The organism is Pseudomonas kermanshahensis (assembly GCF_014269205.2).
In the GTDB taxonomy this organism is placed as follows: domain Bacteria; phylum Pseudomonadota; class Gammaproteobacteria; order Pseudomonadales; family Pseudomonadaceae; genus Aquipseudomonas; species Aquipseudomonas kermanshahensis.
Genome location: NZ_JABWRY020000001.1, coordinates 5,199,002 through 5,210,779, shown reverse-complemented (window position 1 = coordinate 5,210,779; position 11,778 = coordinate 5,199,002). Strand labels below are relative to the sequence as shown.

Below are 11,778 nucleotides of genomic sequence, written 5' to 3'. Positions count from 1 at the left end.
CCACCGTTGGATGCCTGTTCATCACAATCTTTGCGGCGATCACAACAATGACTACACCCAGCCATTTTTCCCCGGACCACCCGGTCCCCACCAGCCAACGCATCTTCGGCTTCTGCGACCTGTTCTCGCTGTGGTTCTCCCTCGGCATCGGCTTGATGGTGCTGCAGGTCGGCGCCATGCTCGCCCCAGGCATGGGCCTTGCCAGCGCGGTGCTGGCCATCGCCCTTGGCACCGGTGTGGGCGTGCTGTTACTCGGGGCGGCGGGTGTCATCGGCAGCGACACCGGCCTGTCTGCCATGGGCACCCTGCGGCTCAGCCTGGGCAGCCATGGCGCCCGCTTGCCGGCAGTGCTCAACCTGTTGCAGCTGGTGGGTTGGGGGGCGTTCGAGATCATCGTCATGCGCGACGCGGCCAGCCTGCTCGGCGCGCGTACCTTCGGTGAAGGCAGTGCGTGGAACAGCCCCATGCTTTGGACCCTGTGCTTCGGCGCCCTGGCGACCCTGCTTGCAGTCAGCGGGCCGCTGGCGTTCGTGCGCAAGGTGTTGCGCACGTGGGGCATCTGGGTGCTGTTGGGCGCGTGCCTGTGGCTGACCTGGAACCTGTTCGCCAAAGCTGACCTGGCCGACCTGTGGCAGCGCGCCGGTGACGGCTCGATGTCGCTGGCTGTGGGCTTCGACATCGTCATCGCCATGCCGCTGTCGTGGTTGCCGCTGATCGCCGACTACTCGCGGTTCGCCCGCAGCGGCAAGCGCGTGTTCGGCGGTACCGTGCTGGGCTACTTCATCGGCAATAGCTGGCTGATGAGCCTGGGCGTCGCCTACACCCTGGCCTTTGCCCCCAACGGCGAAGCCAATGCCTTGCTGCTGGCCTTGGCAGGTGCTGGGCTGGGTATCCCGTTGCTGTTGATTCTGCTGGACGAGTCGGAAAAAGCCTTTGCCGACATTCATTCGGCCGCCGTTTCCACCGGCGTGCTGGTACGCCTGAAAGTCGAGCACCTGGCGCTGGCCATTGGTGTGCTGTGCACCCTGATCGCGCTGTTCGCGCCACTGGCCCAGTACGAAAACTTCTTGCTGCTGATCGGTTCGGTATTTGCGCCGCTGTTCGGCGTGGTGCTGATGGACCACTACGTGATCCGTCACCGCCGCCTGCCGTCACAGGTCGATGGCTTGCACTGGCAGGCGTTGCTGGCCTGGGCCGTGGGTGTGGCGGCGTATCACCTGATTGCCGCGCAAGCACCGGACCTGGGCGCAACCCTGCCGGCGCTAGTGCTGGCAGGTGTGCTGCATGCGCTACTGAGCTTCAGCCGCGGCCGGGAAACAGCTCGGGCTTGATCACGCCGTTCAGGCGCGGGTAGGGGATCTTCAGCTCGACGTGGCCCATGGAGTAGGGCGCGATGGCATAGACCTCATACTTGACCACCACCGCGCCGTACGTCAGGGCGATGTGCGGCGACCGCTTGAAGGGCCAGGTCTTGACGAAGTCGGCGTCCTTGTCCATGCCGACGCTGATCATCCACGCGCGGTGCGACTCTTCGACGGTTTTCCAGAAGGTCTCTTCCTGGCCGGGCACCAGCATGTCCTGCAGGGTCAGTACCTTGTCCAGCTTGCGCGAATAGTTGATGAAGCCGCGCCCTGGCATGCCATGGGCGCCACCGCTGTCCAGGTAGCTGGACAGTTCGATGATCACCAGCCCGTCATGCTGTTCGCGTACCTTGGCTTGCAAATAGCTGCTGTTGCGCTTGTCGGCGTTGGCCAGGTACTGCTGCTCATAAGCCTGCAGGGTGGTTGGCGCGGCGCCGTGCTGGTTGTCTTCGGTCAGCTGCAGCAGGCGCTGTTCGACGATGGCGTCGAGCTTGGGCTGGGCCGGGAAGTGAAGGGTGTCGATGTTTACCAGCGGGCAGTCGCTTTCGCTGCAGCCGGGTTTGACGTGCTCCCAGGCGTCACGCTTGACCTCGAGCGGGGCCCGGTAATTGGGCGTGAACAGGCTCTGGCAGGCACCCAGGGCCAGTGCCAGCACAGCCACGGAAGTCAGTTTGACAAGTGTCATGATGATCCTTGCAGAACAGGGAAAAGTCGGCCTTTGACCGTCGGCGCGACCGTCAGTTCGCCACTAAGCTAACAGACAGAAGGCGCGCTGTCCCGACTGCGCGAACGGTTGCCGGAAAGGGGTGAAACGCGCCAAAGTGCGGAGTAGGATGGCGCGATGCAGTATTTGAGGCCATGAGGATTTCCATGTCAGACGCGTTGAATTCAGTGCCCAAGGGCTTCGAGGTCATCGAGCGGGCCAATTGCTTCCAGGGCTTTTATAAGCTCGACAAGCTTCGCCTGCGCCATGAACTGTTCGCCGGGGGCATGGGCCGCGAGATCAGCCGCGAACTGTTCGTGCGCCACGATGCGGTTTGTGTATTGCCCTACGATCCACTGCGTGACGAGGTGGTGCTGATCGAGCAGTTTCGTGTCGGTGCCCTCGACAAAGTCGCCAACCCTTGGCTGATCGAGATGGTCGCCGGGCTGATCGACAAGGACGAGCAACCTGAAGAGGTCGCACACCGCGAGGCAGAAGAAGAGGCCGGGCTTACGTTCAGCGCTTTGTGGCCAATGACCCGCTACTTCCCATCGCCCGGTGGCAGTGACGAATTCGTCCACCTGTTTCTGGGGCGCTGCACCAGCGAAGGTGCGGGCGGCCTGCATGGCCTGGAAGAAGAGGGCGAAGACATTCGCGTGCGCGTGTGGTCGTTCGAGGATGCCTTGCAGGCTGTGCGTGATGGCCGTATCTGCAACGCCGCGACGATTATCGGCCTGCAATGGCTGGCGCTTAACAGAGACGAAGTTCGAGGTATGTGGAAGTGAACCTGCTGCGCGAGCGATATCGGGTTGACCTGGTCGGGCTGCAAGCAGCCTGCGAGGCCAATTACGCCCGGCTGATGCGTTTGTTACCAGACATGCGCACTACCCAGAGCTCGCGTCGCATCGGCATGACCCAGGGCGACCAGATGCTCGGTGTGCTGGTGCTCGATGTGGTGCTGGCCTGCCCTTATACCACCACCCTGCATGTGCGCCAGGAGCACAGCTTGCCGTGGCTGCCGGTGCCGCACCTTGAGGTGCAGGTGTACCACGATGCACGCATGGCCGAGGTGGTCAGCGCCGAGCATGCCCGGCGCTTGCGCAGCATTTACCCTTATCCGAATGCGGGTATGCACCAGCCGGACGAAAAAGCGCAGCTCAACCTGTTCCTCGGTGAATGGCTGAGCCATTGCCTGGCCTGCGGTCATGAACTGGCAAGTGTTCGCTGAAATGTGATGTGCGTCGGTTTCGGGTGTTTGCTCGCAACCGTTGCGCAGCCATAATTCGTGCTGAATCCGTTCGAGGAGACGGCCGTTGCCGCACCTAGACCCAACCCGCCCCGTGCATGTGGTGCAACTTACCGATGCCCACCTGTTCGCCGACCCGGCCGGCACCCTGCTTGGCCTGAACACCCGTGACAGCCTGCGCCATGTGGTCGCCCAAGTGCGCCGCGAGCAGCCGCCCATCGATTTGCTGCTGTGCACCGGCGATCTGTCCCAAGATGCCAGCGTGGCCTCCTATGAGGCGTTCCGTGAGCTGACCGCACCGTTTGCCGTGCCCACTCGCTGGTTGCCGGGTAACCATGACGAGGCGCAGGTAATGGCGCAGGTGGCGCCGGAGCTGGTGCAGGCGGTAACCGACATTGGCGCATGGCGCGTTGTCATGCTCAACACGGCCGTGCACGGTGCTACCCACGGTTTTCTGGAAGACGACCAACTGGCCGCGCTGGAATCTGCCTTGAAACAGGCCGGTGAGCGCCATTGCCTGGTGTGCTTCCACCATCAGCCGGTGGACATCGGCTGCGCCTGGATCGCGCCCATCGGGCTGCGCAATGCCCAGGCGTTGTTTGCCATCGTTGAACGTTATCCACAGGTGCGGGCGTTGCTCTGGGGGCATATCCACCAGACGTGGGATGAACTGCGCGAGAGGTTGCGCTTGATGGCCACGCCGTCGACCTGCATTCAGTTCGCGGCGCAAAGTGAGGACTTCAAGGTGAGCGAAGAGCAGCCTGGCTATCGCTGGTTGCGCTTGCATGCCGACGGGCGGCTGGAGAGCGGCGTGGAGCGGGCACGGGACTTCGAGGTGAAACTGGACTTCGACAGCCCGGGGTATTGAGGTTCAGGCAATACATCTTCCTTGTAGGAGCAGCCTTGTGCTGCGAAGAGGCCAGCTGCAAAAACGCCGATCTTGATTCTTGCCACCGGCCTCTTCGCAGCACAAGGCAGCTCCTACACGGAAAGCGCCCCTTGAATGCCCGCAAGTGCCTGAAGAAAGTGTTGCGAAATCCCCCTCACTGCGTCAAAACCCGGCGCCAGCGAAACCCTGGATTATCGCCACGCCTAGCGCTATTACCGAGCGTGTGCATTGCGCATCCAGGCCGGTGGCGACCACAGCTTCCAGGGCTTTGTCGAGCGCCTGCCTACACTGCTGGCCTGTGCCGGGATTGCCCCCGGGCGCGTATGCTCGATTTTTCCGTGCTCTTAGCTTTGTACCTAGCACTTTTGCCTTCACCTGACTGACGACAAGACCCCATGGCCAATCCCAGCACTAGCGCCTATAGCGCAGACACCATCGAAGTCCTCTCGGGCCTTGATCCGGTCCGCAAGCGAACGAGCATGTATATCGACACCGGCATGCCGAACCACTTTACCTATGAAGTCGCCAACAACAGTATCGACGAAGCCCTGGCCGGTCACGTCCGTTCGAGGCAGGTCATCCTCCATCAACACGGCTGTGCACGGTGCTACCCACGGTTTTCTGGAAGGCGACCAACTGGCCGCGCTTGAACCATCAGCCGGTGGACATCGGCTTCGCAATGCCCAGGCGTTGTTTGCCATCGTCGAACGTTATCCACAGGTGCGCGGACTGCTCTGGGGGCATATCCACCAGACGTGGGATGAACTGCGCGAGGGGTTGCGCTTGATAGCCACGCCGTCGACCTGCATTCAGTTCGCGGCGCAAAGCGAGGACTTCAAGGTGAGCGAAGAGCAGCCTGGCTTCATCTTCCTTGTAGGAGCAGCCTTGTGCTGCGAAGAGGCCAGCTGCAAAAACGCCGATCTTGATTCTTGCCACCGGCCTCTTCGCAGCACGAGGCTGCTCCTACACGGAAAGCGCCCCTTGAATGCCCGCAAGTGCCTGAAGAAAGTGTTGCGAAATCCCCCTCACTGCGTCAAAACCCGGCGAACGCGCTACACTGCGCGTCCCTGCGCCCGCAACAAGGGCGCGAAGCCGCAGATTCCGGGGGCAGCATGTCGGGTTCCATCCTCTATATCCATGGCTTCAACAGCTCGCCGCTGTCCAAGAAGGCGCGCCAGCTCGAGGCAGTCATGCAGCAGTTGGGCTTGTCCGACCAATTGCGTGTGCCGGCGTTGCACCATCACCCACGCCAGGCCATCGCCCAATTGCAGGGCGCCATCGCCGAACTGGGTGCGCCCTTGCTGGTCGGCAGTTCGCTCGGCGGCTACTATGCCACCTATCTGGCAGAGCGCCACGGCCTCAAGGCCTTGCTGATCAACCCAGCGGTGGCACCCCACCGGTTGTTCGATGGCTACCTGGGCACCCAGCGCAACCTCTACACCGATGAGGCCTGGGAACTGACCCACGATCACGTGCAGGCCCTGGCCGAGCTGGAAGTGCCAGCCCCCGAGGATGCCAACCGCTACCAAGTGTGGTTGCAGACCGCTGACGAAACCTTGGATTATCGCCACGCCGAGCGCTATTACCGAGCGTGCGCATTGCGCATCCAGGCCGGTGGCGAGCACAGCTTCCAGGGCTTTGTCGAGCGCCTGCCGGCACTGCTGGCCTTTGCCGGGATTGCCCCGGGCGCTTATGCGGCGCTCGACTTTTCCGTGCTCTGAGCTTTGTACCCAGCACTTTTGCATTCACCTGACTGACGACGAGACCCCATGGCCAATCCCAGCGCTAGCGCCTATAACGCAGACGCCATCGAAGTCCTCTCGGGCCTTGATCCGGTCCGCAAGCGACCGGGCATGTACACCGACACCAGCCGACCGAACCACTTGGCCCAGGAAGTCATCGACAACAGTGTCGACGAAGCCCTGGCCGGTCACGCCCGTTCGGTGCAGGTCATCCTTCACGCCGACCACTCGCTGGAAGTCAGCGACGATGGCCGCGGCATGCCGGTGGACATTCACCCCGAAGAAGGCGTGTCCGGGGTCGAGCTGATCCTGACCAAGCTGCACGCCGGTGGCAAGTTCTCCAACAAGAACTACCAGTTCTCCGGGGGCCTGCACGGCGTGGGTATTTCGGTGGTCAACGCCCTGTCGACCCAGGTGCGCGTGCGCGTCAAGCGTGACGGCAACGAGTACCAGATGACCTTCGCCGATGGCTTCAAGGCCAGCGAACTGGAAGTGGTGGGCTCGGTCGGCAAGCGCAACACCGGCACCAGCGTGTACTTCAGCCCCGACCCGAAGTACTTCGATTCGCCAAAATTCTCCATCAGCCGCCTCAAGCACGTACTCAAGGCCAAGGCCGTGCTGTGCCCGGGCCTGCTGGTCAGCTTCGAGGACAAAGGCAGCGGCGAGAAGGTCGAGTGGCACTACGAGGATGGCCTGCGTTCCTACCTGGTCGACTCGGTCAGCGAGTACTTGCGCCTGCCCGACGAGCCGTTCTGCGGCAGCCTGGCCGGTAACAAGGAGGCCGTGGACTGGGCCTTGCTGTGGCTGCCTGAAGGCGGCGACAGCGTTCAGGAAAGCTACGTCAACCTGATCCCCACCGCCCAGGGCGGGACCCATGTCAACGGCCTGCGCCAAGGCCTGCTGGATGCCATGCGCGAGTTCTGCGAGTTCCGCAACTTGCTGCCCCGCGGGGTCAAGCTGGCGCCTGAAGACGTCTGGGAACGCATCACCTTCGTGCTGTCGATGAAGATGCAGGAGCCGCAGTTCTCCGGGCAGACCAAAGAGCGCCTGTCGTCCCGTGAGGCGGCCGCCTTCGTTTCCGGCGTGGTCAAGGACGCATTCAGCCTGTGGCTCAACGCCCACCCCGAGCTGGGCATGCAACTGGCTGAACTGGCCATCAGCAACGCCGGTCGTCGTCTCAAGGCCAGCAAGAAGGTCGAACGCAAGCGCATCACCCAAGGCCCGGCGCTGCCGGGCAAACTGGCGGATTGCGCAGGCCAGGACCCGATGCGCGCCGAGCTGTTCCTGGTCGAGGGTGACTCTGCCGGTGGATCGGCCAAGCAGGCGCGGGATAAAGAGTTCCAGGCGATCCTGCCGCTACGCGGGAAGATCCTCAACACCTGGGAAGTGGACGGTGGCGAAGTCCTGGCCAGCCAGGAAGTGCACAACATTGCCGTGGCCATCGGCGTCGACCCGGGGGCTGCCGACCTCTCGCAACTGCGCTACGGCAAAATCTGCATTCTCGCCGACGCCGACTCCGACGGCTTGCACATTGCAACGCTGCTGTGCGCACTGTTCGTGCAGCATTTCCGCCCACTGGTAGAGGCCGGCCATGTCTACGTGGCCATGCCGCCGCTGTACCGCATCGACCTCGGCAAGGAAATTTACTACGCCCTGGACGAAGCCGAGCGCGACGGCATCCTCGATCGCCTCGTAGCCGAGAAGAAGCGCGGCAAGCCGCAAGTCACGCGATTCAAGGGGCTGGGTGAAATGAACCCGCCACAGCTGCGCGAAACCACCATGGACCCGAACACCCGGCGGCTGGTGCAGCTGACGCTGGACGATGTGCAGGCCACCTGCGAGCTGATGGACAAACTGCTGGCCAAGAAGCGCGCCGGCGACCGCAAGAGCTGGCTGGAAACCAAAGGTAACCTTGCCGAGGTCATGGTTTGATTCGGCTGTTTCTCGCCGCTTGCCTTGCCCTGGTTACCTTGCCGAGTGTGGCGGGCGACTGGCCGCAGTTGAAGATGACTGCCGAATACCCCGTCGAGGGTATGCGCGGCGGCAACTTGTCTGGGTTGGTGCAGTGCCGGGGTGCGTTGTGGGGTGTATCCGACCGTGACGATGACCGGGTCTATCGCTTCGATCAGCAAAACGCGGTGTGGCGTGCACAACCGCTGACCTTCACCCCGCCGCCCGTACCCGAGAGCGGCTTGCCGTGGGGGCTGAAGTCGCGCAACTGGGCGGCGTCCTATGTGCGCGGTGGCGAGCTGGACTTCGAAGGCATCACCTGTGACCAGGCCGGTAGCCTCTACCTGATCAGCGAGGCGCATGCTGGCGTGTTGCGCATCCCGCTCGAGGGTGAGCCGGACTGGTTGAAGATCGACCCGGCCATGGTTCGGCAGGCGCGGGCCAGTGGCATGCTGCTTAACTTCAATGCCTTGTTCGAAGGCCTGGCGATCAACCCGGCGGGTGACCGCATCTGGCTGGCCGCCGAGCGCGAGCGCCGGGGGGTGGTGGCGATCGAACGTCAGCAGTCGGTGTGGACCTGCGGGCGCAGTTGCGTGCTGCTGAGCGAGGCTGGCGTCGAGATGCAGCCGCCGCAGATGCCCAACCCACGGGCGCTGTCGCGTGATTTTGCCGACCTGGCCTGGTTCGAGGGCAAGCTGTACACCCTTGAGCGTAACGCCTACCGCATTTGTCGCCGCGACGCAGACAGCGGCGTGGTCGAGCGTTGCTGGTCGTTCGCCGCCGATGCGTTGGTGGAATCGCGCCGGTACGATCAGCCGTACGGCCTGGCAGAAGCCCTGGTAATCGATGCCAAAGGCGCCTGGATTGGCCTGGACAACAACAATGGCGTGCGCGCCGATGGCGAGGCACGCCCGATCGTCTGGCGCTTTGACGCACCCGCCGGCGGCTGGAGCGCCAAGCCATGAGCCAGGCTCCGGGCAAGCGTGCCGGCAAGCTACTGATGATCGTCGCCTGGGCGGCGGCGTTGTTCCTTGCTACGCGTTTCTTCGGCCAATGGGAAGACAGCCAGCGCAACCCTAATGCCCAGGTGCAGTCTTCACGTGGCGAAGGCTTTATCGAGGTGCGCCTGCTGAGCAATGGCCAGGGGCACTTCGTGGTGGATGGCGCGATCAATGGCCAGGCCGTGCATTTCATGCTCGACACCGGGGCGACCGACGTGGCGATACCTGAGGCCTTGGCCCACACGCTGGCGCTTGCGCGCGGCAGCCCGGTGCTGCTCAGCACCGCAAACGGCCGCACCGAAGGCTACCGCACGCGGCTGAATACCCTGCAGCTGGGTGATATCCGCCTGCAGGACGTGCGAGCCACCGTGGTGCCAGGCCTGGACGGGCAGACTGTGCTGCTCGGCATGAGCGCCCTGAAACAACTTGAATTTACCCAGCGCGGCGGCACCATGCTGCTGCGCCAGAACCTGAAATGACGAGGCCCGCATGAGCGACTCACTGGAACTCAGCCTCGACGGCGTCGAACGCCGCTCGCTGGCGGACTTCACCGAACAGGCCTACCTCAACTACTCCATGTACGTGATCATGGACCGGGCCCTGCCGCACATCGGCGACGGCCTGAAGCCGGTGCAGCGACGCATCGTCTACGCCATGAGCGAGTTGGGGCTCGATGCCGATGCCAAGCACAAGAAGTCGGCGCGTACCGTCGGCGACGTGCTCGGCAAGTTCCACCCCCACGGCGACTCGGCCTGCTACGAAGCCATGGTGTTGATGGCGCAGCCGTTCAGCTACCGCTACACCCTGGTCGATGGCCAGGGCAACTGGGGTGCGCCCGACGATCCGAAGTCGTTCGCCGCGATGCGTTACACCGAAGCAAGGCTGTCGCGCTACGCCGAAGTGCTGCTCAACGAAGTGGGCCAGGGCACCGTGGACTGGGTGCCGAACTTCGACGGTACCCTGCAGGAGCCCGCGGTATTGCCAGCGCGCCTGCCCAACATCCTGCTCAACGGCACCACCGGTATCGCCGTGGGCATGGCCACCGACGTGCCGCCGCACAACCTGCGTGAAGTGGCCAGTGCCTGCGTCCGTTTGCTCGACGAGCCCAAGGCCACGATCGAGCAACTGTGCGAGCACATCCAGGGCCCGGACTACCCGACCGAAGCTGAGATCATCACCCCGCGCGCCGAGATCCTGAAGATCTACGAAACCGGCCGCGGCTCGATCCGCATGCGCGCCGTTTATCGTGTCGAAGATGGCGATGTGGTGGTCACCGCACTGCCGCACCAGGTCTCCGGGGCCAAGGTACTGGAGCAGATCGCCGCCCAGATGCAGGCCAAGAAGCTGCCGATGGTGGCCGACCTGCGTGACGAGTCGGACCACGAGAACCCGTGCCGCATCGTCATCATCCCGCGCTCCAACCGGGTGGATGCCGACGAACTGATGCAGCATTTGTTCGCCACCACCGACCTGGAAAGCAGCTACCGGGTCAACGTCAACATCATCGGCCTCGACGGCCGGCCGCAGCTGAAGAACCTGCGCGCCCTGTTGCTGGAGTGGCTGGAGTTCCGAACCACTACCGTCCGTCGCCGGCTGCAACACCGTCTGGACAAGGTTGAGCGTCGCCTGCACCTGCTTGAGGGCTTGTTGACGGCCTTCCTCAACCTGGATGAAGTGATTCACATCATCCGCACCGAGGAGCATCCCAAGCAGGCGTTGATCGACCGCTTCCAACTGACTGAAATCCAGGCCGACTACATCCTCGAGACCCGCCTGCGGCAGCTGGCGCGCCTTGAAGAAATGAAGATTCGCGGCGAGCAGGACGAACTGCTCAAAGAGCAGGCCAAGCTGCTGGCCTTGCTCGGCAGCGACGCCAAGCTGCGCAAGCTGGTGCGCACCGAGCTGATCAAGGACGCCGAAACGTATGGCGATGACCGCCGTTCGCCAATCGTCGAGCGTGCCGAGGCCAAGGCGCTGTCGGAAAACGAGCTGATGCCGACCGAACCGGTCACCGTCGTACTGTCGGAAAAGGGCTGGGTGCGTTGCGCCAAGGGCCACGACATCGATGCCACCGGCCTCTCGTACAAGGCGGGCGATGGCTTCAAGGCCGCCGCTGCCGGGCGCTCCAACCAGTTTGCCGTGCTGATCGACTCTACGGGCCGCAGCTATTCGGTGGCCGCGCATACCCTGCCGTCGGCGCGGGGGCAGGGCGAGCCGCTGACCGGCCGCCTGACACCGCCACCTGGGGCAACCTTCGAGTGTGTGCTGTTGCCTGACGATGACGCCCTGTATGTGGTGGCGTCGGACGCCGGCTACGGGTTCGTGGTCAAGGGCGAAGACCTGCAGGCCAAGAACAAGGCCGGCAAGGGCCTGCTCAGCCTGCCCAACGGGGCAAAAGTGATGACGCCACGTCCGGTGGCCAACCGCGAGCAGGATTGGCTGGCAGCGGTGACCACCGAGGGCCGGCTGCTGGTGTTCAAGGTCAGCGACTTGCCGCAACTGGGTAAAGGCAAGGGCAACAAGATCATCGGCGTGCCCGGTGATCGGGTGTCCAGCCGTGAAGAATTTGTCACCGACCTGGCGGTGATGGCCGAAGGGGCGACCCTTGTATTGCAAGCCGGCAAGCGTACGCTATCTCTGAAAGCGGACGACCTGGAGCACTACAAGGGCGAACGGGGCCGGCGCGGCAGCAAGCTGCCACGCGGCTTCCAGCGTGTCGATGGGTTGCAGGTGGAAGGTCCGGCGTAACCCGGTGAAATGTCTGGAACGGCAATTTCAGCGCCGTTCCAGGCAGAAATGCTGGAGTCGGACAGCTATTTCGCGGATGATATGGCCCCTGCGGTGCCGGCGTAGCCGTGTGCCCGATTGAATCTACATGAGTATCAC

10 protein-coding genes and 3 pseudogenes are annotated in these 11,778 nt (G+C 63.4%); 12 read left to right on the top strand and 1 reads right to left on the bottom strand.

Annotation, left to right across the window (positions count from 1 at the left end; translation table 11 throughout):
* The first annotated feature begins 47 nt into the window (after window positions 1–47).
* On the top strand, window positions 48–1,331 hold the full coding sequence (gene cytX, locus HU764_RS23395; RefSeq protein WP_186702406.1) for a putative hydroxymethylpyrimidine transporter CytX: 1,284 nt from the start codon (window positions 48–50) through the stop codon (window positions 1,329–1,331).
* Here cytX and HU764_RS23390 read toward each other — a convergent pair.
* The gene (locus HU764_RS23390; RefSeq protein ID WP_186702405.1) at window positions 1,300–2,046 is read right to left on the bottom strand and encodes an RsiV family protein; all 747 of its coding nucleotides are present in this window, start codon (window positions 2,044–2,046) and stop codon (window positions 1,300–1,302) included. The genes cytX and HU764_RS23390 overlap by 32 nt on opposite strands.
* A 185-nt stretch (window positions 2,047–2,231) precedes the next feature.
* Here HU764_RS23390 and HU764_RS23385 point away from each other — a divergent pair, with 185 nt between their 5' ends.
* The 11 genes and pseudogenes from HU764_RS23385 (at window position 2,232) to parC (ending at window position 11,640) form a co-directional block, all read left to right on the top strand.
* Window positions 2,232–2,849: an NUDIX domain-containing protein gene (locus HU764_RS23385; RefSeq protein WP_186702404.1), complete on the top strand. Its 618-nt coding sequence runs from the start codon at window positions 2,232–2,234 to the stop codon at window positions 2,847–2,849.
* Entirely contained in the window at window positions 2,840–3,292 is a 453-nt protein-coding gene (locus HU764_RS23380) for a DUF1249 domain-containing protein (RefSeq protein WP_027592506.1), read from the top strand. The genes HU764_RS23385 and HU764_RS23380 overlap by 10 nt, the downstream gene beginning before the upstream one ends.
* Window positions 3,293–3,377: 85 nt before the next feature.
* Window positions 3,378–4,178 carry a 3',5'-cyclic-AMP phosphodiesterase gene (gene cpdA, locus HU764_RS23375; protein ID WP_186702403.1) on the top strand — a complete coding sequence of 267 codons (801 nt, stop codon included), beginning with the start codon at window positions 3,378–3,380 and terminating at the stop codon, window positions 4,176–4,178.
* 195 nt (window positions 4,179–4,373) lie between these two features.
* Window positions 4,374–4,547, top strand: a pseudogene (locus HU764_RS23370) (YqiA/YcfP family alpha/beta fold hydrolase); the annotation flags it as partial.
* A gap of 47 nt (window positions 4,548–4,594) precedes the next feature.
* Window positions 4,595–4,786, top strand: a pseudogene (locus HU764_RS23365) (DNA topoisomerase IV subunit B); the annotation flags it as partial.
* Window positions 4,785–5,072, top strand: a pseudogene (locus HU764_RS27790) (metallophosphoesterase family protein); the annotation flags it as partial. The pseudogenes HU764_RS23365 and HU764_RS27790, both read left to right, overlap by 2 nt.
* Before the next feature lie 239 nt (window positions 5,073–5,311).
* Window positions 5,312–5,920, top strand: coding sequence for a YqiA/YcfP family alpha/beta fold hydrolase (locus HU764_RS23355; protein WP_186702401.1), 609 nt, complete (start codon window positions 5,312–5,314; stop codon window positions 5,918–5,920).
* Window positions 5,921–5,968: 48 nt separating this feature from the next.
* The gene (gene parE, locus HU764_RS23350; protein ID WP_027592509.1) at window positions 5,969–7,873 is read left to right on the top strand and encodes a DNA topoisomerase IV subunit B; all 1,905 of its coding nucleotides are present in this window, start codon (window positions 5,969–5,971) and stop codon (window positions 7,871–7,873) included.
* Complete coding sequence (locus HU764_RS23345) at window positions 7,870–8,856, top strand: esterase-like activity of phytase family protein (RefSeq protein ID WP_186702400.1); 987 nt, start codon at window positions 7,870–7,872, stop codon at window positions 8,854–8,856. Before parE ends, HU764_RS23345 begins: the two co-directional genes overlap by 4 nt.
* The gene (locus HU764_RS23340) at window positions 8,853–9,371 is read left to right on the top strand and encodes a retropepsin-like aspartic protease family protein (RefSeq protein ID WP_027592511.1); all 519 of its coding nucleotides are present in this window, start codon (window positions 8,853–8,855) and stop codon (window positions 9,369–9,371) included. The genes HU764_RS23345 and HU764_RS23340 overlap by 4 nt, the downstream gene beginning before the upstream one ends.
* Window positions 9,372–9,381: 10 nt before the next feature.
* The gene (gene parC, locus HU764_RS23335; RefSeq protein ID WP_186702399.1) at window positions 9,382–11,640 is read left to right on the top strand and encodes a DNA topoisomerase IV subunit A; all 2,259 of its coding nucleotides are present in this window, start codon (window positions 9,382–9,384) and stop codon (window positions 11,638–11,640) included.
* The last annotated feature ends 138 nt before the right edge of the window (window positions 11,641–11,778 follow it).